General features: G+C 70.6%; 32 protein-coding genes. 16 read left to right on the top strand and 16 right to left on the bottom strand.

The genetic code is table 11. The annotated features are described in order from the left end of the window. Nucleotides 1-82 precede the first annotated feature (82 nt). Both deoC and G9C83_RS09935 read left to right on the top strand, forming a co-directional pair. Entirely contained in the window at nt 83-721 is a 639-nt protein-coding gene (deoC, locus tag G9C83_RS09940) for a deoxyribose-phosphate aldolase (protein ID WP_167245986.1), read from the top strand. A 74-nt stretch (nt 722-795) separates the two neighbouring features. Next, nucleotides 796-2,094, top strand: coding sequence for a tRNA (N(6)-L-threonylcarbamoyladenosine(37)-C(2))-methylthiotransferase (locus G9C83_RS09935; protein WP_167245985.1), 1,299 nt, complete (start codon nt 796-798; stop codon nt 2,092-2,094). A gap of 93 nt (nt 2,095-2,187) precedes the next feature. On the opposite strand, the gene G9C83_RS09930 is transcribed toward G9C83_RS09935, so the two are convergent. From G9C83_RS09930 to G9C83_RS09920, 3 genes are all read right to left on the bottom strand, one after another. Beyond that, entirely contained in the window at nt 2,188-2,334 is a 147-nt protein-coding gene (locus G9C83_RS09930; protein WP_167245984.1) for a hypothetical protein, read from the bottom strand. A 61-nt stretch (nt 2,335-2,395) separates the two neighbouring features. Further along, nucleotides 2,396-3,292 carry a cation diffusion facilitator family transporter gene (locus G9C83_RS09925; protein ID WP_167245983.1) on the bottom strand — a complete coding sequence of 299 codons (897 nt, stop codon included), beginning with the start codon at nt 3,290-3,292 and terminating at the stop codon, nt 2,396-2,398. A gap of 40 nt (nt 3,293-3,332) precedes the next feature. Further along, nucleotides 3,333-3,875 (bottom strand): HIT domain-containing protein, encoded by a 543-nt coding sequence (locus tag G9C83_RS09920; protein WP_167245982.1) that lies wholly within the window; start codon nt 3,873-3,875, stop codon nt 3,333-3,335. 128 nt (nt 3,876-4,003) lie between these two features. On the opposite strand from G9C83_RS09920, the gene G9C83_RS09915 reads away from it, so the two are divergent. After that, on the top strand, nt 4,004-4,204 hold the full coding sequence (locus G9C83_RS09915; protein ID WP_167245981.1) for a hypothetical protein: 201 nt from the start codon (nt 4,004-4,006) through the stop codon (nt 4,202-4,204). Here the strand turns inward: G9C83_RS09915 and map are convergent. The 4 genes from map to G9C83_RS09895 all read right to left on the bottom strand — a co-directional run bounded on the left by map (nt 4,201) and on the right by G9C83_RS09895 (nt 7,282). Then, complete coding sequence (map, locus tag G9C83_RS09910; protein WP_167245980.1) at nt 4,201-5,091, bottom strand: type II methionyl aminopeptidase; 891 nt, start codon at nt 5,089-5,091, stop codon at nt 4,201-4,203. The two genes, G9C83_RS09915 and map, sit on opposite strands and share 4 nt — an antisense overlap. Before the next feature lie 40 nt (nt 5,092-5,131). Continuing rightward, nucleotides 5,132-5,548: a hypothetical protein gene (locus G9C83_RS09905; RefSeq protein ID WP_167245979.1), complete on the bottom strand. Its 417-nt coding sequence runs from the start codon at nt 5,546-5,548 to the stop codon at nt 5,132-5,134. 44 nt (nt 5,549-5,592) lie between these two features. Beyond that, the gene (locus tag G9C83_RS09900) at nt 5,593-6,147 is read right to left on the bottom strand and encodes an NUDIX hydrolase (protein ID WP_167245978.1); all 555 of its coding nucleotides are present in this window, start codon (nt 6,145-6,147) and stop codon (nt 5,593-5,595) included. Between the two features lie 193 nt (nt 6,148-6,340). Continuing rightward, a complete protein-coding gene (locus G9C83_RS09895; RefSeq protein ID WP_167245977.1) occupies nt 6,341-7,282 on the bottom strand; it encodes an isoaspartyl peptidase/L-asparaginase in 942 nt (313 codons plus the stop codon). A gap of 157 nt (nt 7,283-7,439) precedes the next feature. Here G9C83_RS09895 and G9C83_RS09890 point away from each other — a divergent pair, with 157 nt between their 5' ends. The 4 genes from G9C83_RS09890 to G9C83_RS09875 all read left to right on the top strand — a co-directional run bounded on the left by G9C83_RS09890 (nt 7,440) and on the right by G9C83_RS09875 (nt 11,173). Continuing rightward, nucleotides 7,440-8,621: a tubulin/FtsZ family protein gene (locus G9C83_RS09890; protein WP_167245976.1), complete on the top strand. Its 1,182-nt coding sequence runs from the start codon at nt 7,440-7,442 to the stop codon at nt 8,619-8,621. Nucleotides 8,622-8,776: 155 nt separating this feature from the next. Further along, on the top strand, nt 8,777-9,454 hold the full coding sequence (locus G9C83_RS09885) for a hypothetical protein (protein ID WP_208288795.1): 678 nt from the start codon (nt 8,777-8,779) through the stop codon (nt 9,452-9,454). A gap of 77 nt (nt 9,455-9,531) precedes the next feature. Beyond that, complete coding sequence (icd, locus tag G9C83_RS09880; protein WP_167245974.1) at nt 9,532-10,791, top strand: isocitrate dehydrogenase (NADP(+)); 1,260 nt, start codon at nt 9,532-9,534, stop codon at nt 10,789-10,791. Between the two features lie 91 nt (nt 10,792-10,882). Further along, complete coding sequence (locus G9C83_RS09875) at nt 10,883-11,173, top strand: translation initiation factor (RefSeq protein WP_347877795.1); 291 nt, start codon at nt 10,883-10,885, stop codon at nt 11,171-11,173. A gap of 44 nt (nt 11,174-11,217) precedes the next feature. On the opposite strand, the gene G9C83_RS09870 is transcribed toward G9C83_RS09875, so the two are convergent. The 4 genes from G9C83_RS09870 to G9C83_RS09855 form a co-directional block, all read right to left on the bottom strand. Continuing rightward, nucleotides 11,218-11,472: a lipoyl domain-containing protein gene (locus G9C83_RS09870; RefSeq protein ID WP_167245973.1), complete on the bottom strand. Its 255-nt coding sequence runs from the start codon at nt 11,470-11,472 to the stop codon at nt 11,218-11,220. Then, a complete protein-coding gene (locus tag G9C83_RS09865) occupies nt 11,469-12,500 on the bottom strand; it encodes an alpha-ketoacid dehydrogenase subunit beta (protein WP_167245972.1) in 1,032 nt (343 codons plus the stop codon). The genes G9C83_RS09870 and G9C83_RS09865 overlap by 4 nt, the downstream gene beginning before the upstream one ends. Beyond that, on the bottom strand, nt 12,500-13,486 hold the full coding sequence (locus G9C83_RS09860) for a thiamine pyrophosphate-dependent dehydrogenase E1 component subunit alpha (RefSeq protein ID WP_167247185.1): 987 nt from the start codon (nt 13,484-13,486) through the stop codon (nt 12,500-12,502). The genes G9C83_RS09865 and G9C83_RS09860 overlap by 1 nt, the downstream gene beginning before the upstream one ends. A gap of 83 nt (nt 13,487-13,569) precedes the next feature. Then, nucleotides 13,570-13,914, bottom strand: coding sequence for a hypothetical protein (locus G9C83_RS09855; protein WP_167245971.1), 345 nt, complete (start codon nt 13,912-13,914; stop codon nt 13,570-13,572). Nucleotides 13,915-14,017: 103 nt separating this feature from the next. On the opposite strand from G9C83_RS09855, the gene G9C83_RS09850 reads away from it, so the two are divergent. Next, entirely contained in the window at nt 14,018-14,542 is a 525-nt protein-coding gene (locus G9C83_RS09850; RefSeq protein ID WP_167245970.1) for a DUF5817 domain-containing protein, read from the top strand. 48 nt (nt 14,543-14,590) lie between these two features. Beyond that, nucleotides 14,591-14,929, top strand: coding sequence for a hypothetical protein (locus G9C83_RS09845; RefSeq protein WP_167245969.1), 339 nt, complete (start codon nt 14,591-14,593; stop codon nt 14,927-14,929). On the opposite strand, the gene G9C83_RS09840 is transcribed toward G9C83_RS09845, so the two are convergent. Beyond that, nucleotides 14,926-15,069 (bottom strand): hypothetical protein, encoded by a 144-nt coding sequence (locus G9C83_RS09840; RefSeq protein WP_167245968.1) that lies wholly within the window; start codon nt 15,067-15,069, stop codon nt 14,926-14,928. The two genes, G9C83_RS09845 and G9C83_RS09840, sit on opposite strands and share 4 nt — an antisense overlap. Nucleotides 15,070-15,137: 68 nt before the next feature. Continuing rightward, the gene (hmgA, locus tag G9C83_RS09835; protein WP_167245967.1) at nt 15,138-16,349 is read right to left on the bottom strand and encodes a hydroxymethylglutaryl-CoA reductase (NADPH); all 1,212 of its coding nucleotides are present in this window, start codon (nt 16,347-16,349) and stop codon (nt 15,138-15,140) included. A 112-nt stretch (nt 16,350-16,461) separates the two neighbouring features. Between hmgA and G9C83_RS09830 the strand changes: the two genes are divergently transcribed. The 4 genes from G9C83_RS09830 to G9C83_RS09815 are packed head-to-tail and all read left to right on the top strand — an operon-like array spanning nt 16,462 to nt 19,718. Further along, the gene (locus tag G9C83_RS09830; RefSeq protein ID WP_167245966.1) at nt 16,462-16,791 is read left to right on the top strand and encodes an MTH1187 family thiamine-binding protein; all 330 of its coding nucleotides are present in this window, start codon (nt 16,462-16,464) and stop codon (nt 16,789-16,791) included. Next, a complete protein-coding gene (locus G9C83_RS09825) occupies nt 16,788-17,954 on the top strand; it encodes a thiamine ABC transporter substrate-binding protein (protein WP_167245965.1) in 1,167 nt (388 codons plus the stop codon). Before G9C83_RS09830 ends, G9C83_RS09825 begins: the two co-directional genes overlap by 4 nt. A gap of 53 nt (nt 17,955-18,007) precedes the next feature. After that, nucleotides 18,008-19,525, top strand: a complete 1,518-nt coding sequence (locus G9C83_RS09820; RefSeq protein WP_167245964.1) for an amidohydrolase — start codon at nt 18,008-18,010, stop codon at nt 19,523-19,525. A 37-nt stretch (nt 19,526-19,562) separates the two neighbouring features. Continuing rightward, nucleotides 19,563-19,718: a hypothetical protein gene (locus tag G9C83_RS09815; protein ID WP_167245963.1), complete on the top strand. Its 156-nt coding sequence runs from the start codon at nt 19,563-19,565 to the stop codon at nt 19,716-19,718. On the opposite strand, the gene gpmI is transcribed toward G9C83_RS09815, so the two are convergent. Then, complete coding sequence (gene gpmI / locus G9C83_RS09810) at nt 19,715-21,295, bottom strand: 2,3-bisphosphoglycerate-independent phosphoglycerate mutase (RefSeq protein ID WP_167245962.1); 1,581 nt, start codon at nt 21,293-21,295, stop codon at nt 19,715-19,717. The two genes, G9C83_RS09815 and gpmI, sit on opposite strands and share 4 nt — an antisense overlap. A 57-nt stretch (nt 21,296-21,352) precedes the next feature. Beyond that, the gene (locus G9C83_RS09805; protein WP_167245961.1) at nt 21,353-21,616 is read right to left on the bottom strand and encodes a hypothetical protein; all 264 of its coding nucleotides are present in this window, start codon (nt 21,614-21,616) and stop codon (nt 21,353-21,355) included. A 115-nt stretch (nt 21,617-21,731) separates the two neighbouring features. Here G9C83_RS09805 and G9C83_RS09800 point away from each other — a divergent pair, with 115 nt between their 5' ends. The 3 genes from G9C83_RS09800 to G9C83_RS09790 are packed head-to-tail and all read left to right on the top strand — an operon-like array spanning nt 21,732 to nt 25,412. Next, nucleotides 21,732-22,979 (top strand): DNA double-strand break repair nuclease NurA, encoded by a 1,248-nt coding sequence (locus G9C83_RS09800; RefSeq protein ID WP_167245960.1) that lies wholly within the window; start codon nt 21,732-21,734, stop codon nt 22,977-22,979. Nucleotides 22,980-23,038: 59 nt separating this feature from the next. Next, on the top strand, nt 23,039-23,800 hold the full coding sequence (locus G9C83_RS09795) for an ABC transporter ATP-binding protein (RefSeq protein ID WP_167245959.1): 762 nt from the start codon (nt 23,039-23,041) through the stop codon (nt 23,798-23,800). Nucleotide 23,801: 1 nt separating this feature from the next. Then, entirely contained in the window at nt 23,802-25,412 is a 1,611-nt protein-coding gene (locus G9C83_RS09790) for a hypothetical protein (RefSeq protein ID WP_167245958.1), read from the top strand. Here the strand turns inward: G9C83_RS09790 and G9C83_RS09785 are convergent. Beyond that, nucleotides 25,409-25,750 carry a hypothetical protein gene (locus G9C83_RS09785; protein ID WP_167245957.1) on the bottom strand — a complete coding sequence of 114 codons (342 nt, stop codon included), beginning with the start codon at nt 25,748-25,750 and terminating at the stop codon, nt 25,409-25,411. The genes G9C83_RS09790 and G9C83_RS09785 overlap by 4 nt on opposite strands. Nucleotides 25,751-25,752: the final 2 nt, after the last annotated feature.

Genomic DNA, 25,752 nt, shown 5'->3' with positions numbered 1-25,752 from the left:
CGCGTTATCAGAAACGTCAATTCAGCGCGTCTCGGTCGGATTTATCGCCAATATTTTAATGAAAGACTCCGTCTCTTCCGACATGAATCGCGAGGAGCTCGCCGCGCGCGTCGACCACACCGTGCTCGGCCCGACGACGACGCCCGCCGACGTCGAGCGCGTCGTCGAGGAGGCCACGGAGTACGGACTGAACGTCTGCATCCCGCCGTGTTACGTCGCCGACGTGCGGAGCTACGCGCCCGACGACCTCACGGTCGCGACCGTCGTCGGGTTCCCGCACGGCCAGCACGCCACGGAGGCGAAAGCGAGTGAGGCCAGTCTCGCGCACGAGGACGGCGCGGACGAGCTCGACGTCGTGACGAACGTCGGGCGCCTGAAGGCCGGCGACCTCGACGCCGTCCGCGAGGACCTCGAAGCGGTCGTGGACGCCACGCCGCTCCCGGTGAAGGTCATCATCGAGACGCCGCTGCTCGACGACGAGGAGAAACACGACGCCTGCCGGGCCGCGAAGGACGCCGGCGCGGACATGGTGAAGACCGCGACGGGGTTCTCGGACGGCGGCGCGACGGTGCCGGACGTGGAGCTGATGAGCGAGTACCTCCCCGTGAAGGCCAGCGGCGGCGTCGGCGACTACGAGGACGCGCGAGCGATGTTCGACGCGGGGGCCGAGCGCATCGGTGCCTCCTCGGGCGTGAACATCGTGGAGACGTTCGACGGGTAGGCAGAGCCCGCCGGGAGCGGCCGACGGCTATCGTCGTGTTTTTGACCGCGGGCGGCCAAGGATTGGACCAACGCATGGCCCGGTACCACATCGAGACGTACGGGTGCACCTCGAACCGCGGCGAGAGCCGCGAGATCGAGCGGCGCCTCCGCGACGCCGGCCACCACAAGGTCGACGGGGCCGACGACGCGGACGTCGCCATCCTGAACACCTGTACGGTCGTCGAGAAGACGGAGCGGAACATGCTCCGGCGGGCCCAAGAGCTAGAAGAGGAGACGGCGGACCTCATCGTCACGGGCTGCATGGCGCTCGCGCAGGGCGAGGAGTTCGCCGACGCGGACGTCGACGCGCAGGTGCTGCACTGGGACGACGTCCCGGAAGCCGTGACGAACGGCGAGTGCCCGACGACGACGCCCGACGCCGACCCCATCCTGGACGGCGTCATCGGCATCCTCCCCATCGCGCGGGGCTGCATGAGCAACTGCTCGTACTGCATCACGAAGCAGGCGACCGGGCGCGTGGACTCCCCGCCCGTCGAGGAGAACGTCGAGAAGGCGCGGGCGCTCGTCCACGCCGGCGCGAAGGAGATTCGCATCACCGGCCAGGACACGGGCGTCTACGGCTGGGACGAGGGCGAGCGCAAGCTGCCCGAACTGCTGGAGCGCATCGCCACGGAGGTCGAGGGCGACTTCCGCGTCAGAGTGGGGATGGCCAACCCCGGCGGCGTCCACGGCATCCGCGAGGAGCTCGCGGCGGTGTTCGCCGAGCACGACGAGATCTACAACTTCCTGCACGCGCCCGTGCAGTCCGGCAGCGACGACGTGCTCGCGGACATGCGCCGCCAGCACGAGGTCGAACAGTACGTCGACATCGTGGAGACGTTCGACGACTACTTAGAGGAGTGGACGCTGTCGACGGACTTCATCGTCGGTTTCCCCACGGAGACCGAGCGCGACCACGAGCAGTCGATGGCGCTGCTGCGGGAGACCCGCCCGGAGAAGATCAACGTCACGCGGTTCTCCAAGCGCCCCGGCACGGACGCGGCGGACATGAAGGGGCTCGGCGGCCAGACGAAGAAGGACCGCTCGAAGGCGATGACCGACCTGAAGATGGACGTCGTCGGCGACGCCCACGAGGCGATGGTCGGCACCGAGCGGGACGTGCTCGTCACCGAGCAGGGGACCGGCGACTCCGTGAAGTGCTACGACGACGCCTACCGGCAGATCATCGTCCAGAACGCCAGCGAGCACGGCCTCGAACCCGGGGACTTCGCGACCGTCGAGGTCACCGGCCACCAGACCGTCTACGCGTTCGGCGAGCCCGTGACGCCGGTCGACGCCGACGACGGGCGCGCGAGCACGACCGCGGACTGAGGCGCCGCTACGCTGCCGAACCCTCGGTTTCTGGCGAGTCCGTGACGGTTCTCACTGCCCACTCGACGGCGAACAGCGCGGCGGCGGCGGGCGCTATCGTTTCGTCTGGACGTTCGTGCTACCGCAGTCCGGGCACTGCGTCATCGACCCGAGCGTCGGGTGAGTACCCGAGGCCCAGTCGCTGTCGGGCGCCGCGGTGCGGCCGCACTTCAGGCACTTGAGCTGGCGCGTCTCGCTCATAGCTGACGGTTCGTCGCGGACTGGCATAGAAGTTCTTGCCGTCCGGCGCGCTCGCGGCTCGCTACCGGGCGCGGCGCTCCTCCTTCCACTCGCCGAGCCCCTTCGGGTCGACGTGAACGAACACGTCGTCGACCTCCGGCAGCTCGCGGACCGACTCGATGACCTCGGTCTCGATGTCGTGGACCTCGTGGAGGGTCATCTGGCCCTCCACCTCGACGTGGAGGCTGACGTCGACCTCGGGGCCGACGTAGTGGGCGACGACGTCGTGGGCGCCCTCCACGTCGGGGTGGGCGAGCGCGCGTTCGAGAATCTCGTCGCGGAGGTCCGCGGGCGGCGCCGCGCCGACGAGGTAGTTGACGTTGTCGCGGATGATCTCGTAGCCCGTGTAGAGGATGCCGAGCGCGACCACGAGCGCCGCCACCGGGTCGAGAATCGGGTAGCCGGCGGCCGAACCGAGGACGCCAGCGAGCGCGGCGCTCGCGGTGAGGATGTCGTTGCGGTTGTCGAGGGCGGTGGCGTGGACGGCCGGCGAGTGGTAGTCGTGGGCGGCCCGCAGGCAGTACCGGTAGAGTGCGTACTTTCCGAGGGCGGTTCCGACGAGCAGAACGACGCCCACGAGGCCGGCGCTGCGGCCGTACGACCCCGAGAGCAGCGACGTGGACGCCGACCAGATGACGCCGGCACCCGCGGCGAGCACGCCCACTGCGACGAACAGCGAGACGAACGGCTCGATGCGCTCGTGGCCGTGCGGGTGCTCGAAGTCCGGCGGCTGCGTAGTGAGGTAGAGGCCGCCGACGACGACCAGCGAGTACGCGACGTCGGCGAGGCTGTTGACTGCCTCGGAGCCGACCGCGATGCTCCCGGTGGCCCACCAGACGCCCGCCTTCGCGACGACGAGCACGAGGTTCGCGGCGAAGACGACGCCGCCGACGTGCCGGACCGCCGAACTCCGGTCCATCACGCCGCCCTACCCAGCCCGGGGGGTTCGGTGTTTCGATTCAGTCGAAAACGAGCTTCGGCGCGCCGGCGTTGGTCTCGACGGCCGCGGGGTGGTCGGCGAACGCCTCGTGCAGGCGGTCGTAGGACTCGTCGAGGGCTTCCACGATGACCTTCGTGTCGCCGATTACGGGCATGAAGTTCGTGTCGCCGCTCCACCGCGGGACGACGTGCGTGTGGAGGTGGTCGTCGATGCTGCCGCCCGCGGCGTCCCCGCCGAGGTTCTGGCCGGCGTTGAACCCGTCCGGACCGAAGGCGTCCTCGATGGCGTCGAAGGTCGCCTGCTTGAGGCGCGCGTGGTCGAGCAGCGTCTCGTCGTCGAGGTCGGTGTAGTCGCCCGTGTGGTCGTGGGGGATGACCATGCAGTGCCCGGGGCTGTACGGGTAGTTGTTCAGCATCACGAACGCGCGTTCGGCGCGCGCGACGACGAGGTGCTCGCGGTCGTCGCCCCGCTCGGGGTACTCGCAGAACACGCAGTCGACGTCCTCGTTCTTGTCGTCGCGTTCGACCCACTCGATTCGCCACGGCGCGAACACCTGGTCCATGTGGGTGCGGTCGGCGGCCCGCGACAGGTGTTTTTCGGTGAGTACCGCCCGCCATGTCAACTGTCCACATTCACTGCTCCGGGAGTTTATTTACGTCTAGAACGAGTTGATCTAAACGGGTGGTTCCGATGGCCAGCAAGACGCCTCACGCCGACAGCATGACGGAGCCCTGCGAGAGCTGCGGGCGGGAGACCCCGCACACGGTGACCGTCGAACTCCGGACGGAGAGCGCCGCCGAAGAGAACGCCGAATTCTCCCGGGAGCCCTACCGCGTCACGACCTGCCGCGAGTGCGGCGGCCGGCGAGCCCAGCGGATGAACGACGCCTAGTTCGTCGTCACCGTACAGCCGTCCTCGGTGACGACGAGCGTGTGCTCGTCCTGGCTGACGAGCGCGCCCTCGCGCTCCTTCAGCACCGGGTACGACCGCACGATGTCCGCCATCTCCAGGCGCCGCAGACTCATCTCCGCGCGCGGCGAGTCGACCCAGCGCGCCGCGAACGGCAGCCCGTCGAACGCCTCGAGGTCGTCGAGCAGCTGGCGCGCGCGGCGGTCGCGGACGTTCCCGGAGCCGACGACCTCGTAGATTTCGGTGTCCGAGCCCTCCGAGACCTTCCCCGTGCCGTCGGTCGCGAACGGCTCGATCGCGAGCACGTCCCCGACCTCGAGCTCGGTGCCGGAGTCGACGGCGCGGTTCGGGACGTTCGGCCCCGTGTGTGCGTCGAAGACGTCGACGCCGTGGCCCGTCAGGTTCACCACGGGGTTGTAGCCGTACGCCTCGATGACGTCCTGGATCTCGGCGCCGATTTCGCCCGTGTGGACGCCCGGTTCGACGGCGTCGACGGCGGCGTCGAGGGCCTCCTCGGCCGCCTCGACGAGCTCGGGGTTCCCGGAGAGGTCGACGGTGGTCGCGGCGTCCGCGATGTGGCCGTCGACGTGCACGCCGACGTCCAGACACACCATCTCCTCGCCGAACTCCGTGTCGTCGTCGGCGCCAGGCGCCGCGTGACTGGCCTCCTCGTCGACGCTGATGTTCACCGGGAACGCCGGCTCGCCGCCGAGCTCGCGGATGCGCTCCTCGGCGAACTCCGCGACCTCCAGCTGCGTGACGCCGACCTCCACGCGGTCGGCGGCCTCCGCCATCACTTCGGTCAGAATCTCGCCGGCCTCGACGTACTTCTCGTAGGCCTCCGAGCCCACTTCGACGCTGTCTGCCATACCAACGGCTTGGCCCGAACGCGGGAAAGAGGTTGCGGGACTAGGCGCCCGTCCGCCAGCGCCGGGCGGCGTACCCGACGACGAAGCCGACGACACCGCCCACTGCGCCGAACACGAGACCGGCCCCGAGCACGTCGGCCCGGCCCGCGATCCGCGCGAGCACCGCGACGACCGTCTCGTCGCCGCGGATCGCGTGGAAGCCGACGTACGAGCCGGCCGACGCCGCGGCGCCGACTGCGAGACAGACGACGGCGGCGCGGTAGCGGGCGGCGTAGCCGGCGCTCGCCGCGAGTCCGACGAGCGCCGCGTCGAAGGGGAAGTAGACGCCGCCGCCGGACGCCCGCGACAGAATCAGCGTCGTGGAGAGCGCGGCGGCGGCGAACGACGCGAGGGCGACGGGGACCCCGGCGCTGAGGGCGGTGTGGCGGGGGCCGACGAGCAGGCGGCGGAAATCCATACCGCGTCCTCGCAGCCCCGACAGAAAAATCCCGCCGCGGGGTTTCAGTCCCCGAGGAACCACTCGACGTCCCCGCGGAACGCGTCCTCGGCGGCGCCGTCGGGCACGCTCGCGAACCAGTCGTCGGCCCACTCGTCGCCGTCCTCGCTGGCTCGTCTGGCTTCGAGGTAGTCCATCCGCGTCGGCTCGTCGAGCGGCCGCGCGCGGAACACCACGTCGTAGCCAGTTGTCTGGCGCGTCGCCGACCCCGAGAGCCGGTAGCTCGTCCGGCGCACGCGCTCCACGCGGTCGATGTCGACGGCGAACCCGGTCTTCTGGGCGACCCGGCGGCGCGCCACCGCCGCCCAGTCGTCGCCCGCCCGCACCGGCGTCGCCGGCAGCCGCCAGCCGTCCGGCCCGTTCACGAGCAACACGTCTCCGTCGTCGTTCAGCACCGCGACCGCCGCCGTCCCCGCCCACGTCTCGTGGCCGTTGAACGCGCCGCGGTCGTCGACGACCTCCGTCTCCTCGCGGAACAGCACGTCCGTGCGCTCGCGGCATTGCTCGGGGTCCAGCAGACACGTCTTCGCGAAACCGTCGTACGTGGGGCGTTCGGGCATCGTGGCGGGAAACCGTCGCAACTCCGTACGACGCGGTCGGTTAAGAACGCTGGGGCGGTTTGGCGTGGCTCGACGACCGAGCGGTTGCGTGCTACTGGACTATCGGCGTTCGCTGATTCCGCGGGAGTTCGCTCCGCTCACTTCCTCGCCGCTCACGGCCCACTGCGTTCGCCGTTCGCGATTCCGAGGGCTCTCACTCCATTCGAGCCCTCGCCGTCTGCATCTCCTCGGAGTTGAACGCCTCCCCGAACCCGCCGTCGCTGTCGAGCACGACGACGCCCGCCGACGACCCGGTGAGCTCGCCGAACTCCGCGATTGCGCGGTCGGCGGCTTCCTGCGCGTCCAGCCCGTCTTCGAGGTGGCGGACGGCGCGGCGCGTCAGCGTGGCTTTCGCGATGTCCTCGCCGGCGCCCGTCGCGGACGCGGCGCCAGCGGGCGCGGCGTAGAACCCCGAGCCGATCTGGGGGACGTCGCCGACGCGGCCCGCGAGCGCGAGCCAGCGGCCGCCCGTCGACGTCGCCGCGGCCAGTTTCTCCCCGTCGAACGCCACGGCACCGACCGTGTCGTGGTCCTTCCGGGCGCGTCCCTCGGGGTCCTTGCTCGCGGCTTCGCCGCTCGCTCGTTCCGTGGCCTCGCTACGCTCGGCCACGCGCTGTCCGAACTTGTCGCGAATCCAATCGAGGTGGTCGAGCGGGCTCCCCTCGGGGTGGTCGTCGAGGTCGTCCCAGCGCTGTCGGGTGTCCTCGCTCCAGAGGTCGCACTCCACGTCCACGCCGACGTCCGCGGCGAAGTCGACGGCGTGGACGCCGTTCAGGAGGACGTGGGGCGTCTCCTCCATCACCGCCCGCGCGACGGGGACCGCGGCCTCGACGCCGGGCATCGACGCCGCGGCGCCGGCCTCGCGGTCGCTGGTCATCACGCCGGCGTCGGTCCGAATCACGCCGTCGGACTGCACCGCGCCGCCCGTCCCGGCGTTGAACCGCGTGTCGGCTTCGAGGACGCGAATCGCGGCCTCGACTGCGTCTACGGGGTCGGACTCGGAGGCGCCCGCGTTCGCGGCCTCGTCGAGCGTCGCCCGTCGCGGGACCGGTTCGTCCGGGGTCGAACCCGCGCCGCCGTGTACGATTACGTTCATGACCGAATCTTCCGGCGCCGAATTCTTAGTGGTGGGGTTTTCGCGGGAACGGAGCCGGACGGCCACGGTCGTTAGGCTGTTTTTACACGGTCGTTACACTTCAAACGGTAGTGGTAGTCACTGTATAGCAAAAGGTTGTGCCCACCCGTGGGAACCCATGAAGTTGGCCGTAATCGGGTTCGGGAACGCGGGAGGGAAGATCGCCGACAGAATCGTGGAGTACGAGGGGGAGACGGGCCGGTCGCTCTGTCGGTTCTCCGCGGTGGTCAACACCGCGAGCGTCGACCTGGAGAAGATCACGCACATCCCGCGACAGAACCGGGTGCTCATCGGGCAGACCGACGAGCGCTCGAAGGGCCACGGCGCGGGCGCCGACCCCGAGCTCGGCTCGGAGCTGACACGGCAGGACCGTCCGGAGCTCGCGCGCTTCCTCGACAGCGTCCCGCTCCACGACATCGACGCGTTCCTCGTCATCGGCGGCCTCGGCGGCGGCACGGGCAGCGGTGGGGGACCGGTGCTCGCGGAGATCCTCGCCGACCGCTACGACGAACCGGTCTACGGCCTCGGCATCCTCCCGAGCCGCGACGAGGGCGGGCGGGCGTCGCTGAACGCCGCTCGCTCCGTGCAGTCGTACACCGAGGAGACTGACGGCCTGATAGTCTTCGACAACAACGCCTGGAAGGACGGCGGCGACACCATCGAGGACGGCTACGAGCGCACGAACTACGAGATCGCCAAGCGCGTGGTGACGCTGCTGGGAGCGGGCGAGTACGACGGCACGACCGTCTCGGAGAACGCGATGGACTCCAGCGACATCAACCGGACGCTGGCGGTCGGCGGCGTCAGCTCCATCGCGTTCGCGGAGACGGACGTCGACCAGTCCACGCGCCGCCAGCAGGGGCTGTTGAGCCGCGTGCGCTCGGGCGGGTCGAGCGACGGCGACGACGTCGACGCCGCGACGAAGGTCCACAGCCTCGTCCGGCGCGCGGTCCAGTCGCGGCTCACCTGCCCCGCACAGGTCCACTCGACGGAGCGCGCGCTCGTCGTCGTTTCCGGACCGCCGACGGAGCTCGCCCAGAAGGGGCTCGTCCGCGCGCGGCAGTGGCTGGAGGGCGAAATTGGGAGCGTGGAGGTGCTCGCGGGCGACGACCCGCGACCGGGCAGCGACGTGCTGTCGGCGACCGTACTGCTGTCGAACGTGACCGACGTGCCCCGCATCGACCGACTCCAGGAGCAGGCCGTGGACGCCCAGTCGAACATCGAACAGCAGGCCGCCGGCCGTCAGGACGAAATCTCGGAACTCATCACGGACGACGAGGACCGCCTCGACCCGATATGACCGAGCTAGCACGGGCGTGGCGCGGACGGCGAGCCAGCACGCGGGCTCGCGAGGCATAAATGGCGCAGGAGCAACGCACCGACCGCCGGGAGGCGGCGTCGCCGAGCCTGTGGCAGCAGCTCCGCACGGACCTGGGGCGGCTGCACGTCGGCTGGATGGACGTCGCGTTCCCGCGCCAGCGCGACCCCCACCCGACGCTCGGACGCTGGGAGCCCGAGACGATCCCCCAGCGGGTCGCGTTCGGCCTGTGGGCGCTGCTCGGCGTGCTCGCGCTCGCGGTCGGCTACCCGCTCGCGCTCGCCGGATTCACCGTGCGGTTCTACGCGCGGCGGCTGTACGGCACCGCGCTCGCGCTCGGCATCCTCGGCGTCGTCGGGCTCTCGACGGTCGTCTGGGCGGGGCTGACCGTCGGCGTCTACCTGCTGGAGTTCTCCCGCGAGGGCGTGTTCGCGGTGGCCGCGGGCGGCGGGGTCGCAGTGGTGTCGGCGGCGCTCGCGACGGCGTTCGCGCGCTGGGGCGGCCGCGCGACGACCGTACTCCTCGCGTACCCGTTCGGCGTCACCGCGGTGTTCCTGCCGCCCGTCGTCGCCGCGCTGTACTCGCCGACGCTCGGCGAGTGGGTGTTCCCGAGCAGCTACACGTTCGCGGTGTGGCTGCTCGACAACCCGCTCTCGGTCGCGGGCGTCGCCGAGACGCTGCGCTCGCGGTTCACGCTCGCGGGCGCCGCCTACGTCGGGATGTGGTTCGGGCTCGCGGTGCCCGTCGGCTGGACGCTCGGACTGCTCGTCGCGCTCGCGGACTTCGTCCGTCCGGCCCCCGAGACGGGAGACTGACCGAGACGCGGTAATTGTTGACGTGGCGGGCGGAAACAGCAGTTCTTTTAGGCGTATCGGGTGACCTTCATACGACTATGAGCTACGACAACGTCGACATCCCCGAGAGCGGGGAGAAGATCACGTACGACGCGGACGCCGACGAACTCGAAGTCCCCGACAACCCCATCATCCCCATCATCTTCGGGGACGGCATCGGGAAGGACGTCGCGCCCGCCGCACAGAAAGTACTCGACGCCGCCGCGGAGGCGACGGGACGCAACATCGAGTGGGCGCGCGTGCTCGCCGGCGGCAGCGCCCGCGACGAGTACGACGAGAACCTCCCCGAGGACACCGTCGAGACCATCCGCGAGCACCGCGTCGCCATCAAGGGCCCGCTGACGACGCCCGTCGGCGCCGGCTTCCGCAGCCTCAACGTCGCGCTCCGCAAGAAGCTCGACCTCTACGCGAACGTCCGACCGACGTACTACCTCGACGGCGTCCCGTCCCCCGTGAAGGACCCCGAGCAGATGGACATGGTGAACTTCCGGGAGAACACCGAGGACGTCTACGCCGGCATCGAGTGGGAGGCCGGCACCGACGACGTCGAGGCGGTACGCGACTTCGTCGAGGACGACATGGGCTTCGACGAGACCATCCACCAGGGCGACGTCGGCATCGGCGTCAAGCCCATCACGGAGTACGGCACCAAGCGCCTCGTCCGCCGCGCCATCGAGTACGCCATCGAGAACGACCGCGACTCCGTGACCCTCGTCCACAAGGGGAACATCATGAAGTTCACCGAGGGCGCGTTCCGCGACTGGGGCTACGAGGTCGCCGAGGAGGACTTCCCCGAGCAGACCATCGACGAGGACACCCTCTGGGAGGAACACGACGGCGACGCCCCCGAGGACAAGGTCGTCGTCAAGGACCGCATCGCGGACAACATGCTCCAGCAGCTCCTGACGCGCACGGAGAACTACGACGTCCTCGCGATGCCGAACCTCAACGGCGACTACCTCAGCGACGCCGCGGGCGCCCAGATCGGCGGCCTCGGCATCGCGCCCGGCGCGAACTTCGGCGACGGCCGCGTGCTCGCCGAGCCCGTCCACGGCTCCGCGCCCAAGCACGCCGGCAAGGACAAGGCGAACCCGACCGCGATGATCCTCTCCGGCAAGCTCATGCTGGAGTACATCGGCTGGGACGACGCCGCGGACCTCGTCCACGACGCCGTCGAGGGCCAGATCAGCGAGCACCGCGTCACCTACGACCTCGAACGGCAGGTCGAGGGCGGCGAGAAGCTCTCCACCTCCGAGTACGCCGAGGAAGTCGTCGAGCGCATCGAGGAACTCGCGTAAGTCGCTTTCACGCCTGTTTTCTTTCGGCGCGCTACCGGCCGACAGCGCTGCGGCGGCAACGTACTTGCGTCTCGACGGCGTACGCTGTAGTGTGTCAGACGACGACCCGTTCGAGGGAGCCGACGTACCGGGAATGGACGACCTCGCGCGCGCCGAGCAGGAGCTGTCGGTCCGCGTCGAGCGGCGCACGTACGACAAACCGGTCACTGTCGTGGAGGGGTTCGACCCGGACGCCACGGACGTCGGTGACGTGGCGACGACGCTGAAGAAGCGCCTCGGCGCCGGCGGCACCGCCAAGGAGACCAGCGTCGAGGTGCAGGGCGACCACGAGGACCGCGTGAAAGACGTCCTCGAAGACGAAGGGTTCGCGGTCGAGCGCTAGGTGTCGATGTCGTCGGCGGAAGCCGAGGGCCCGAAGAACTCGCCTCAGTCGAGTGCTTCGATGCGGCCGAGGACGTCGCCGCGTGCGAACTCGCCGTTCTCCGGGACTGTTCGCTCCGCGAGCGTGCCGCCGGCCGGCGCGGGGACGTCGACGCTGACCTTCTCGATCTGGATCTCGCAGACCGTCTCGCCTTCCTCGACGCTGCCGCCCTCGCGGACGAACCAGTTCGAGACGACGGCCTCGTCGACGTCGTCGGCGTCCTCGGGCCAGACGTCGGCAGAGTCGATGTCCACGCTCATTTGAGGGACTCGACGGCCTCGACGATGTCGTCGCTGTCTGGGTTGACCTCGTTCTCCAGCGGCCGCGAGTACGGGATGGGGACGTCCGGCACCGCGACGCGCTCGACCGCCTCCAAGGCCTCGGGAGCGCGCTCGGCGACGCGCGCGGTGACTTCGCTGGTCACGCCGAACGACTCGTAGTCTTCGTCGACGACCACGAGGTTCCCGGTCTTCCGCACGGAGTCGACGACCGTCTCGGTGTCGAACGGGACGAGCGTCCGGAGGTCGATCACTTCGACGTCCACGTCGCCCTCGAGTTCGTCGGCGGCTTCGAGTGCGCGGTGGACGTGCAGGCCGAGTGTGACCACAGTGACGTCGTCGCCCTCGCGTTTCACGTTCGCCTCGCCGAGCGGGATCGTGTAGTCCTCGTCCGGGACGGGTGTCTTCGGTCCCTCGGGCGCGGGCATCCAGCCGATGCCCATCAGGCGCTTGTGGAACATGTAGACGACGGGGTCGTCGTCGCGGACGGCGGCGTGCATCAGGCCCTTCGCGTCGTACGCCGTCGACGGGACGACCACCTTCATCCCGGGGAGGTGCGCGAACAGCCCGTACAGCGTCTGCGAGTGCTGGGCGGCGTCGTTGTACGTGCCGCCGACCGCGGTCGTCAGCACCATCGGGACGTTGACGCTGCCGCCGCTCATGTACGTGTTCTTCGCCATCTGGTTGTACACCTGGTCGAGGCAGACGCCGACGAAGTCAGCGAACATGATCTCCGCGATGGGCCGCATCCCGGACTGGGCGGCGCCGACGGCCGCGCCGACGTACGCCGTCTCGCTGATGGGGACGTCCATAATTCGGTCCCGCCCGAACTCGTCGAGCAGGCCCTCCGTGGAGTCGAAGATGCCGCCGTAGTCCTGGACGTCCTCGCCCATGTAGAAGACGTCCTCGCTCTCGCGCATCTCCGAGGCGATCGCGTCGACCATCGCGCGGCTCATCGTGAGCTCGCGGTCGGCGCTCCCCTCACCGGGGTCGCTGGCGGGCTTGGACATCAGTCGTCACCCCCGCTGGCGGCGGCCGTTTCGTCCACGAACACGTCCTCGTAGGCGTCTTCCGGGTCGGGTTCGGGCTGGTCACGCGCCCACTCGATGGCGTCCTCGACGCGCTCCTCGGCGTCTTCCCGAATCTCGTTCAGTTCGGCGTCCTCGACGCCGTGCTCCCGGAGATCCTCGGCGAGGCGCTCGATGGCGTCGAGGCGCTGGGCGCGCTCGCTGTCCTCGTCGGGTCGGTAGCTCTCGGCGTCCCCCATGAAGTGACCCATCCGGCGGTGGACCTGTACGTCGAGCAGCGTCGGGCCGTTGCCGTTTCGCGCACGGCCGACTGCGTCGCGGGCCGCCTCGTAGACGGCGACGGCGTCGTCGTGGTCGACGCGCACGCCCGGCATGTCGAAGCCGTCGGCCCGTTCGGCGGGTGTGTGGACGTCGGTGACCCGCTCCTGGGGCATGCTGATGGCCCAGTCGTTGTCCTCGACGACGAACACCACGGGGAGGTTCTGGACGGCCGCGAGGTTCAGCGACTCGAGGAACGCGCCCTGGTCGACGGCGCCCTCGCCGAGGTAGGCGACGGCGACGCTGTCCTCGTTGCGCTTGTCGGCGGCCATCGCGGCGCCTACCGCGGGCGGGCAGCCCTGCGCGATGATGCCGCTGCACGCGAAGTTCACGTCCGGGTCGAAGAGGTGCATGTGGCCGCCCTTCCCCCTGCAGAGCCCGGTCTCGCGGCCGAGAATCTCCGCAGTCATCCGTCGCAGGTCGACGCCCTTCGCGATGGCGACGTGGTGCGGGCGGTGGGGCGCGGTCACGGTGTCCTCCTCGCGGAGGTGCGCGCAGACGCCCGCGGCCGCTGCCTCGTGGCCGGCCGCGAGGTGGAGTTCGCCGGGGATCGTCCCGGCGGAGATGTCGAACGCGGGCTGTTTGCCCTCGAGGTACACTTCCTGCAGTCGCTCCTCGTAGTGCCGCGCCGTCACCACGTTCTCGTACATCGATAGTAGTGTGTTGACACCAACCATGGTTGTGGGTGTGACGGCGACGACGATAAAAGTTAGCGCGAAAGCACAACGGTCGGTTATCCGCGGCGGGCCGCGAACGGGTTCGCGGGAACGCCGACGCGCTGGTTGCGGCGGTAGACGTACGCGGCGGCGACCAGCGGTGCGACTGCGGTGACGGCCATCAGGTAGTACCAGACCGAGGGCGTCCACGCGCTCGCGGCGGCGAGGAAGCGCCTGTCGAAGTAGCGGAACACGGGCGAGGACAGCGAGAGCGCGAACCCGAGCAGGGCGACGGCGAACGCGGGCAGCATCGCGGCCGGGTCCGGCGGCAGCACGAGCGCGAACACGGCGAGCACGGGGAGCGTCGCGGCGAGCGCGGCTATCGGTAGCCACCAGCGGTCGCTGCGGTCGGCGTCGGTCACGTCGAGACCGACAGGCGGAGGCGCCATCAACGTTCGCCCCGTTCGCGCGGCGAGCGACCCCGGGACGGGACGTTTATGCACGACGACGCCCGAGCGAACGACGATGACGTACGCTGTCGTCGGCTGCTCGAACTGCGGCGGGCTCTGGGTGCTGGAGGGGCGGCCCGACACGTCGGGGTGCCCGCGCTGCGAGACCCGCCACCAGTTCTCGAAGCTCCGGAAGTTCGTGCAGACCGACGACGAGGACCACGCTCGCGAGGTGCGGGCGTCGATGCTCGCGAACCGCGCGGGCCACGGCGACGCGTTCGCGGAGCTGGAGGACTTCACGACGCTCGGGGACTTCGCCGAGGACGCGGGGATGAGCGACGAGGAATTCCTCGACTCGGCGGGCGTCGACGTCGACGAGGTGTCCGCCGTCGAGGACCGCGTCGAGCAGTCCGGGCGCAGCCTCGGGAAGCGCGAGGCCGTGCGAACGGCGCTGCGCGAACTCGACGAGCCCACCGGGGCCGAGGTGAAGGCGTTCGCGGCCGAGCACGGCGTCGACGGCGAGTACGTCGAGCGCGCGCTGGAGAAGTTGCGGCGCGCCGGCGACGTGACCGAGACCGGCGACGGCTACCGGCTGCTGTAGCCCGGTCACCCGCCACGCTCTTGGCGGTGGCCCCGCCACGTCAGCACGATGGGTAGACGGGAGGTGCGGGCGTGGCGGCTGCTCGTCGGCGCGACGTTGGTGAGCGCTGCGGTCGTCGTGGTCCTGGCGAGCGCCGCGTCGTGGCCGCTCGTCGGCGTGTCGCTGCTCGCGGCGCTCGCCGGCGTGTTCGCAGCGGGGTTCGCGCTCGCGGCGGTGCTGCGCGTGCTCGCGGGCGAGCCGGCGGCCGGCGTCGGGAACCTGCTCGCGGTCGGCGGCTGGCTGCTGTTGCTCGCTGGGGAGCAACTGGAGAACAGAGCCCTGACCGCTGGCGGCGTCGTCGTGGTGCTGGCGGCGGGCGCGTACCTCGCGTGGCTCGCCGTCGACTAGAGCGGCCCGCCGGCGAGCCCGCGCAGCAGCGTCAGCGCGAGCACGAGCACCGTGAGCAGGAGCTTCAGCACCCGGAGCGCCAACACGATCCACCTCGCTCGCGGCTGTCCGTCCGGCTCGTCGCCCGAGTGTGCGTTCATATTCCAGTCCACGGCCGACAGTAAAATAACTCCGTGTCTGCCGCGGGGCGAAAGTGAAAGTGGCCGGCTCAGCGGCCGAGTTCCGCGTGGGCCGAGGAGAGGTGCCGGGAGGCAAGCGCCGCGAGCAGGCTGAGTTCGCCGGCGAGCGCGCCGGCCGCGATGATCTCCGCGAGCGCGTCCGCGTTCGAACCGGCGGGGTCGCCGCCGCCGCGCACGCCGAGCACGTCGAGGGCCTCGCGCTGCGTGGGGAGTTTCGTGCCGCCGCCGACCGTCCCGACTTCGAGGCTCGCGAAGTTCACGGAGGCGTACAGTTCGTCGCCCCTGTCCTCGACGGTCGTGATGGCGTTCGACCCCTCGACGACCTGCGCGGCGTCCTGCCCGGTCGCGAGGAAGACGGCGGCGACGGTGTTGGCGGCGTGCGCGTTGAATCCGAGGCTGCCGGCCTTCGCGGAGCCGACGAGGTTCTTCCGCGTGTTCGCCTCCGCGATGGCCTCCGGCGTGGTGTCGAAGCGCTCCTCGACGACGTCCCGGGGGATGGTGACGTCCGCAGTGACGGTGCGGCCGCGGCCCTCCACGGCGTTGATGGCGGCGGGCTTCTTGTCCGAGCAGAGGTTCCCGGAGAGCGCGACCAGTTCGGCGGGCGTCTCCGATTCGACGACGTCGGCCGCGGCCTCGGTGGCGATGGTGGCCATGTTCATCCCCATCGCGTCCTTCGTGTCGTAGGCGAATCGCAGGAAGACGCTGTCGCCGACGACGTACGGCGTCACCTCGGTGAGTTCGCCGTGGCTCGTCGTGCTCTCGGCGGCCTCGCGGAGCGCGTCGAAGTGCTCCTCGACCCACTCCGCGACCTCGGCGCCCTCGGTGACGTCCTCGACGCGGAAGACGGGCGCGCGCGTCATCCCGACCTTCGTCACGCGGGCGTTCGCGCCGCCGGCAGCCGTAATCGCCGAGCAGCCGCGGTTGACGGAGGCGACGAGCGCGCCCTCCGTGGTCGCCAGCGGCAGGTAGAACTCGTCGTCCGCGGCGCCGCCGTCGACCGCGATGGGGCCGGCAACGCCGAGCGGGAGCTGGGTGCCGCCCGCGAGGTTCTCGATGTTCGGGTCGACCTCGTCGGCGTCGAACGCGAACGCGCCGAGGGCGTCCGTGTCCGCGTCGGTCTCGCGTTCGAGGAGTTCGCGTCGCGCCGCGGCCGCGGTGTCGGCGTCCGCGTGGTCCTCGAGTTCGTAGAGCCGGAGGTCGCCGGCCTGCACGCGGTCGGCGAGGTCGCTGGCGTCGGTCATACAGGTCGGTACTCGCGGGGCGTCCTGAAGGTTGTCCTTCCCGAGCGGCGGTGTTCGACGCACTCGGTGCGTGAATAGTCGATTATATTACTGAGTAATCGCAAGTGGTGGTATGACCGTCACCGCGATGCTGTCGGTCGCACCGCTGGACAGCCCGGACGTCGACTTCGACGCGGAGATCGCGAAAGCAATCGACGCCCTGGAGGAGTACGACGTGCGCTACGAGACCCACCCGATGGAGACGACCATCGAGGCCGATAGCCTCGACGAGGTGTTCGCGGCCGCGAAGGGGGCGACGGAGGCCGTGGACGCCGGCCGGGTCAGCACGAAGCTCAAAATCGATCACTTCCGCGAGGAGGACCTCGCCGTCGAGGAGAAGGTCGACCGCGTGGAGACACACCTCGGCCGGACGGCCGCCAGCGAGGAGGTGAGCGAGCAGTGACCGACGCGAGCGACGGCGAGCGCTCGACTTCCCGGCGCCGGTTCGTCGCTGCGGTCGGGACGACGACCGCGCTCGGGCTCGCGGGCTGCATCGAGACCACGAGTACGGGCGGCGACTCGACGACAGCGGCGACCACGGAGGGGACGACCACGACCACCGGCGGCACGACCGCGACGACGAGCGGCGAGCCGCAGTCGCTGACGATGGGGACGACGCAGGCGTACGTCGACGCCGTCTCGACGAGCGCGGGCGACTGGGTAAAGGAGGCCTTCGAGTCCGAGTACGACGTCGACTTCGAGTGGGACGTCCGCGAGAACGAGCTGAACGACTTCATCCAGCGGAAACAGCAGGGCGTCGACCTCGGCGCGGACGGCTACGTCGGCGTCACGCCGACCGGACTGGTGCGCGCGGACCGCAACCTCGACGAGTCGCTGTTCCAGGGGTTCGACACCTCGCGCATCTCGAACAGCGAAGACGTCGTGGACGCCTACCGGTTCGACCCCCAGCAGCGCGTGCTCCCCACGGGGTCGTCGTACGTCTGCATCGTCTACGACGAGAACGCAGTCGACGCCCCGGAGACGCTCGACGACCTCACGGAGGACGCGTGGGCGGACGAGCTCATCCTCGCGAACCCGCAGAACACGGTGACGGGGCTGAGCTTCCTGCTGTGGACGGTCAAACAGTACGGCGAGGACGGCTTCCTCGACTACTGGGAACGCCTCGTCGACAACGGCCTCCGCACGTCGGGGTCGTGGAACGCCGCGTACAGCGCGTACTCCAACGAGGAGGCCGCGATGGTCGTCTCCTACAGCACCGACCAGGTGTACGCCTCCCAGAGCGAGGACACCGACATGTCCCGCCACCAGATCGCGTTCCCGAACGACCAGGGGTACGCGTACGTCTCCGGCGTCGCGGGGTTCGCGGGCAGCGACAACGACGACTTCCTGCACACGTTCGCGGACTTCATGCTGGAGGCCGAGACCCAGCGCGAGGTCGCCGTGAAGAACGTCGGCATCCCGACCGTCTCGGACGCCAGCCTCCCCGAGGACATGCAGCAGTACGCCCACGTCCCCGAGGAGACGCTACAGTACGGCTACGAGACGCTCCGTGACAGCGCCGACGAGTGGCGCGAGCAGGTCTCCCGGCTCGTCGCCACGCAGTAGCGCCGTCGGCCGCTTCCCGAACGTCTAAGCGCCCGGCCGCCCGCCTTCGAGACATGACTGCGGCAGCCGACCTCGTGCTGCGGAACGGCGAGGTCCACACGCTCGGCGACCCGGACGAGACCTACGACGCGCTCGCGGTCCGGGACGGGCGCGTCGTCCAGCTCGCCAACGACTACGACGTCGGGTTCCTCGTCGGCACCGGCACGGAGGTCGTCGACCTCGACGGGCGCGTCGTCCTCCCGGGGTTCGTGGACGCGCACACGCACATGGAGATGGTGGGGCGGTACGGCGTCCACGCCGACCTCCGCGGCGCGTCGTCGCCCGAGGAAGTCACCGAGCGCCTCCGGGAGCGGGCCGCCGAAACGGACGACGAGTGGGTGCTCGGGTTCGGGTACGACGAGTCCGCGTGGGGCGGCGAGGACCTCCGGCAGTCCGACCTCGACGCGGTCAGCGAGGACCGGCCGGTGGCGGCCGTCCGCGAGGACATGCACACGGCGACCGTGAACGCGGTCGTCCTCAACGAGTACGGCGACGAGCTGCCCGACAGCGACGTGGTCGGCGACGGCCGCATCGTCGAGGACGCCGTGGAAGTCGTCCACGACGCGGGCGACGCCGGCCCCGAGGAGACGAAGTCGCTGCTGCGCGCGGCCCAGCGCGAGGCCAACGAGAACGGCGTCACCGCCGTCCACGACATGGTGCGGCAGTCGCACTCGCCGCGGGCGTTCCGCGAACTCGACCGCGCGGGCGAGCTGTCGGTGCGCGTGCGCCTGAACTACTGGAGCGACCACCTCGACGCCCTCGTAGAGACGGGACTGCGCACGAACCACGGCTCCGGGATGGTCGAGGTCGGCGGCGTGAAGACGTTCACGGACGGCAGCCTCGGCGGCCACACCGCCAAGCTCTCGGAGCCGTACGCGGACGCGCCCGAGGAGACCGGGCAGTGGGTCGTCGGCCCCGACGAGCTCGCTGACCTCGTGGCGCGCGCCGACGACGCCGGCCTGCAGGTGACCGCGCACGCAATCGGCGACGAGGCAATCGACGCGGTGCTCGACGCCTACGAGGACTGCGCGGACGCGGGCGCGAGCCGCCACCGCATCGAACACGTCGAGCTCGCGAGCGACGACGCCATCGAGCGTATGAGCGACCTGGGCGTGGTGGCGTCGATGCAGCCGAACTTCCTGAAGTGGGCGGGCAGCGAGGGTCTCTACGAGGACCGCCTCGGGACGGAGCGCCGCGAGGCGAGCAACCGCTTCCCGGCCTACCGCGAGGCGGGCGTGCCGCTGGCGTTCGGCAGCGACTGCATGCCCCTCGACCCGCTGCTCGGCGTCCACTGCGCGGTGAACCCGCCGACGGAAGCACAGGAACTCTCGGTTACGGACGCGCTGCGCGCGTACACGAGCGGCGGCGCGTACGCCGGCTTCCGGGAGGACGAACAGGGAGTGCTCGAGGACGGCGCGCTCGCGGACCTCGTGGTGCTCGGCGAGTCGCCGTGGGAGTCTCCCGGCGAAATCCGGGACATCGACGTGGCGGCGACCGTCGTGGACGGCGACGTCGTCTACACCGCGGACTGACACAACGAATACGTGGCTGGGCGGGCTACGGCCGAGTATGTCCGCTGCCGCCCTGTTTGGACTGTTCGCCCTCTTCGCGGTAGTCGCGGGGCTCGTGCTGTACTCGCTGGTGCGCTCGGAGGCCGAGAACACCGAGCGAATGAGCCGCGAAGAAGCGCGAGAGCGCGTGTCCGGGAGACGGGACGACAGCTAATCCAGTAACGTCTCGCCGGTCATCGCGGTCGGTTTCTCGACGCCGACGAGGTCCAGCAGCGTCGGCGCAACGTCGCGGAGCGCGCCGTCGTCGCGGACCGCGCGTCCGCCCTCGTCGCTCTCGTCCGCGGGGAGGTGGACGAACGGCACGGGGTTGAACGTGTGCGCGGTGTGAGGGTCGTCGCGGGTGCCCATGTCGTCGGCGTTGCCGTGGTCGGCGGTGACGAGGACCTCCGCACCGGCGTCGCGGAGCGCGGGAACGAGTCGGGCGAGCTGGTCGTCGACTGTTTCGACCGCCTCGATCGCGGCCTCGTAGTCGCCGGTGTGGCCGACCATGTCGGGGTTCGCGTAGTTCAACACGAGCGCGTCCGGGTCGTCGGCGTCGAGCACGTCGAGGGCGACGTCGGTGACGCCCGCGGCGCTCATCTCGGGCGCGAGGTCGTACGTGGGGACGTCCGGGCTCTCGACGATTTCCCGACGTTCGCCCGGGAATTCGACCTCGCGGCCGCCGTTGAGGAAGTACGTCACGTGGGGGTACTTCTCGGACTCGGCGACTCGGAGCTGCGTGAGGGACTGCTCGGCGAGCACCTCCCCGAGCGTGTCCGCGGGGCGCTTGGACTCGAAGGCGACCGGGAGGTCGAACGTCTCGTCGTAGTCGGTCATCGTCGCCACCGGCACCGCAGGCGGGTCCGTCGAGACGCCCTCGGCCTCCCAGTCCTCGGGGCGGACGTCCGCGAGCATGCGGACGAGCTGGCGCGCGCGGTCCGCGCGGAAGTTACAGAACACGACGGCGTCGCCCTCGCTGAGCGCGTCCCCACCCCTGACAGTCGTCGGCTCGACGAACTCGTCCGTGTCGCCGCGGTCGTAGCTCTCCCGGACCGCTTCGACCGCCGAGTCCGCGCGGTGGTCGCCGTTCCGGTTCACGATGGCGTCGTACGCGCGCTTCGTGCGCTCCCAGTTCTGGTCGCGGTCCATCGCGTAGTACCGGCCGGTGACGGTCGCGACGTCGCCGGTGCCGTACTCGTCGGCGACCTCCTGGAGCGTCTGGAGGTAGTTCTCGCCGCCGTGGGGCGCGGTGTCGCGGCCGTCAGTGAACGCGTGCGTGGTCGCGGCGAGGTCGCGGCTCGCGGCGCACTCGAGGATCGCGTGCACGTGCTCGTGGTCGGAGTGGACGCCGCCGTCGCTGACGAGGCCCACGACGTGGAGACGGCCGCCCGTTCGTTCGACGTGGTCGAGCGCGCCGCCGATGGCGTCGTTCTCGCAGAGTTCACCGTCCGCGATGGCGTCGTTGATGCGGGTGTACTCCTGGAGGACGACCCGGCCGGAGCCGATGGTGAGGTGGCCGACCTCGCTGTTGCCCATCTGGCCGCGCGGCAGCCCGACCTCGCGGCCGTGCGTGGTGAGCGTGGCGAACCCGCCGCGGTCGGCGTACGCCTCGAAGTTCGGCGTGTCCGCTGCCTCGACTGCGTTCAAGTGGTCCCGCGAGTCTTGCGAGTGGGACGTCGAGGCGGCGTTGCCGCCTCGGTAGTCGTGGTCGGCGAGCCCCCAGCCGTCGAGAATCACCAGCGCGGCCTGCATGGTCGAGAGTGCGGCGGCCGTCCGTATTTAGGTGTCGTCCGCGGCACGCCGCCCGCGTCAGTCGCCGTCGGGCGCGCGGGCGTCGGTCGCCGCGTCGACGTCGAACTCGGCGCCGCAGTCCGCGCACGCCATGTGCCGGCCGGGGACGGTGCGCTGGGCGGCGACGAGCCCGCACTCCGGGCAGACGCTGTACGGCCGCTCCTCGGCGGGCGCGCCGGGTTCGACCGCCATCCGGATCCACGCGTCGGGGTTCGTCTCGTCGTACAGTTCGACGCCGTCGTCGGTGCGCCGCCAGTTGACCGCGGAGTCGCCCTGCGACATCTACGACTACCTACCACGCACAGCAATTTAACTATTCTGACAAAAGTTCGCTCGGTCGCGAGTAAACCGCCCGAGACCGGCGGCCTATTTGACCCTCCGCCTCGCAGGCACGGCCATGACCCTCGACCCCGTCCACTTCGACGGCATCGCGGACCTCGCCAGCCAGATTCGCCACGAGGTGGACGCCGAGGAGCACCGCGACGTCGCCGAGGAGACGTGGGCGAACTACCTCGACCCCCTCTACGGCGACGACGGCCCCGTGCTCGAACCGCTCGGCGAACAGCGCCGCTGCGTCGCCGACGTCGAGGAACTCGCGCTCCAGCCGTCGCCGTTCGACACCGCCCACGGCCTCGACTCCGGCACCATCAACCCGAAGACGTTCAAGAACGGCCTGGTGCTCGACCTCGCGCAGGCCGCGATGAGCGCGACCCCCAGCGACCTCGACCTCCACCGCTCCCGCACCACCATCACGAGCGTCCACTCCAACGACGCCACCGTGAAGATGGGCACCGACTGGCGCAAACGCGACGAGGGGTACTGGCGCGGCCGCATCGTCCACACCGCGCCGCTCGCCCGCGACCAGGAGCGCGTCGTCCACGGGCTCGCGCTCTACCTCGCGGAGAGCCACCACGCCCTCGAACACGCCGGCGAAGTCGACGACTTGCTGCTACTGGACGGTCCGGTCTACCCGAAGCAGCTCGTGAACTGGGCGGACCGCCACGCCAGTCTCGCGGACCTCGTCACCGAGAACGAACTGGTGGCGGAAGTCCTGGAGAACTACGTCCGGCTCGTCGAGCGCTTCGCCGAGAAGGACGTGCCGCTCGCGGGGTTCGTGAAGAGCCCGGCGAGTCAGGCGCTCGTGCGCGCGCTCCGCGACCGCGGCCGGCCGACGCCGTGGGCCAGCGACGCCGCGTTCTTCTCGCAGGTGCTCGAACGCCGCGAGTTCGACGGCGACGACTACGAGCGCGTCACCGACGACCTCGCGTGGACGGGCTGGTTCACGTCCACGCTCGGCGCGGACGGCGTGTTCGCGGACGCCAGCGAACTCGGCGTCGAGCGCGAGCTCCCCGCGGAGTGCTACGAGGTCGCGTTCTTCGTCGTCTACGACCCCCGCACGGACCTCGTGCACAAGGTCGAGCTACCGTGCGCGTTCGCCGAGGACGAGGACTGCCGGGACGCCGTCGAGCGCTACGTCACGAGCCAGGTCGCCGCCGAGGCCGGCCCGCCCAAGCCCGTCGCGAAAGCCGACGAGCTCGCGCGCATCGGCGCCACCGAGAAGGCGGAACTCGTCCGCAAGCTCGAGCAGTCCTTCGACAGCCGGCGCGACGAGAACTACGACGACCAGCGCTGGCCGGACGCCTGATTGCGCGCGCAGCGAACCCGCGTCCACCTTTAAGACCGGGGAGCGGGCAATTTTCGGCAATGACCGACCGCGCCATCGAAACGCGCGACCTCACGAAGCGGTACGGCGACGAGACCGCCGTCGAGGGGCTCAGCCTCGCCATCCCCGAGGGCAACGTCTACGGCTTCCTCGGGCCGAACGGCGCCGGGAAGACGACCACGATGCGGATGCTCACGACGCTCACGAAGCCGAGCGACGGCACCGGCACGGTCGCCGGCGCTAACATCGAAGACCGCGATTCCGTCGTCTCCAACATCGGCTACCTCCCCGAGGAGCCGCCGCTGCACGCCGAGCTCACCGGCCGCGAGCAACTGCGGTACATCGCCGGCCTCCGCGACCTCCCCGAGGCCGACGCCGAGGCCCGCATCGACGACCTGCTCGGGCGGTTCTCGCTCGCCGGTGACGCCGACAAGCGCATCGGCGCGTACTCGAAGGGGATGAAACAGAAGGTCGGCATCATCCAGGCGATGCTCCACGACCCCGACGTGCTCTTCCTCGACGAACCCACGTCGGGCCTGGACCCGCGGGCCGCCCGCACCGTCCGTGACACCATCGCGGACCTCACCGAGGGCGACGCCACGGTGTTCCTCTCGACGCACATCCTCCCGGTCGTCGACGAGCTCGCGGACACCGTCGGCGTGCTCTACGACGGCCGCCTCGTCACCGAGGGGTCGCCCGACCACCTCAAGACCCGCGCGGAGTCCGGCGACGAGCGCACGCTCGAAGACGTCTTCCTCGAAGTCACCGGCGGCATCGGCGACGAAGCAACCGGGGAGGCCTGAGATGCCCGCGCTCCCGGACGCCGGCCACGCGGTCAGCATCGCCGCCAACGAGCTCCGCGTCGGCTGGCGGAAGTTCCGCGGGAAGAGCACCGCCCAGATCGCCGCGGTCGCCCTCGTCGTCGCCTTCGGCGCCGCGTTCACCGTGGCGGCGAGCTACGGCGCGTACCTCGCGGGGAGGGGGTTCGCCGAAGACCCCGACGGAGCGGGGCTGCTCGTCGACCTCGTCCCCGCCGCGCTCGCCACCGCCGTGCTGTTCATGGCGGCGTACATGACGCTCGTCCAGCTCGGCGACATCGACGCCCGCGACGGCTACCTCACCACCGTCCCCGCCCGCGACGTCGTCGGCGGCCTCCTGCTCGCGGGCTACGTGCGCGCCGCTGGCCTGTTCGTCGTCCCGCTGGTCGTCGCCTCGGCCGCGTTCGCGCTCGGCGCGGGATCGCCGCTGGCGTTCCCGCTCGCCGCGCTCGCCACCGTCGCGCTCACCACCACCGCGTTCCTCGTCGGGTTCCCGGTCGGCGTCGGCGTCGCCTACCTCGGCAGCCGGTCCGCGCTCGTCGACCGCTTCAAGACGCTCATCGGCGCGGCCGCGTTCCTCGCGTACTTCGGGCTCATCGTCTCCGGCACGTTCGACGAGGCCATCGCGCCCATCCTCGACGTCGCCGCGGCGTCCCCGATCTCGTGGTACGCCGACCTCGCGGTGCTCGCGGTCGTCCCGTCCGCGAGCGCGCTGCAGGCCGCCGCGGTCCTCGCGGGCTCCGTCGTCTTCTCGCTCGGCGGCGTGCTCGCGAGCGTCCGGCTCTCCGAGCGCCGCTGGTACAGCGAGCGCGTCACCGCGAGCGAGCGCGAAACGGGTTCGGTCTCCGGCGGCCGCCTCGACGGCCTCGTCGGCCGGCGCGCCGCGTGGGTCGCGCGCAAGAGCTGGCTGCGCGCCCGCCGCGCCCCCATCAAGCTCGTGTTCGTCGCGTACCCCGCGTTCCTGCTCGTGACGCCCGTGCAGGCGAGCGTCGAAGCCGGCCGCGTCACCGCCTCCCTCCCGCCCTCGGTCGCGCTGTACGGCGCGTGGATGACCGGCGCCGCGTTCACGCTCAACCCGCTCGGCGACGAGGGCGCCGTCCTCCCCGTGACCGCCACCTCCGGCGTCTCCGGCCGCGAGTTCGTCGGCGGCCTCGTCGTCGCCAGCGCCGCGTTCGGCGTCCCGCTCACGCTCGCCGTCGCTGGTGGACTCGCAGTCCTCAGCCCGCTGCCGCCCGTCGCGCTCGCGTGCACCGTCGCCGCGGCCGCCGTCCTCCCGGTGCTCGCGGCCGCACTCGCGACGGGCGTCGGCACCACGTACCCGAAACACGACGCCACGAACGTCACCCGGAACCGCGAAGTCGTCGTCCCCTCGATGTGGGCGTTCGGCGTCTACACGCTCGCCTTCCTCCTCACCGCGGGCATCGCGACCGGCGCCCAATCACCCGGAGCGGCCGGCGCGCTCGCGAACCCGCTCGGCGTCACGACCACCGGCGTCCACGTCGGCGCGTTCGCTGTCGGCGTGCTCCTCGCGGGAATCCTCGCCGCCGTCTCCGCGCGCGTCGCCGTGCGAGCGTTCGACGACTACACCGACCCCTAAGCCCGGGCTTCGTGCTCGGGTTCGACCTCGATGTCGACGTCCGCGGGGTCGACGCCGATGCGCGCGAACTGCGTACGGACGTGCTCGCGGGCCGCCTCCAGGGCCTGGTCGCGAGTGTCGAACCCCCGGGGCATCGGCGACTCGAACGCCACGTTGACGTCCTGGCCGCCGACCTGCTGGACGCTCCCACCGCTCTCGACCGCGTAGAACTCGTCGCAGACCCAGACGTACGGCGCCGCCTCGTCGGGCGCGCCCTTGAACGACGGCGGCTCCTCGCCGCGCTCGTACAGCGTCCCCGTCAGCGCCGTCCCGCCCGCCGAGCCCCGGACCAGCAACATGC

This window comes from Halobacterium sp. R2-5 (genome assembly GCF_011734195.1).
Taxonomy (GTDB): domain Archaea; phylum Halobacteriota; class Halobacteria; order Halobacteriales; family Halobacteriaceae; genus Halobacterium.
Note: the sequence above shows the minus strand (reverse complement) of the source record. Positions and strands in the feature narration are given on the sequence as shown.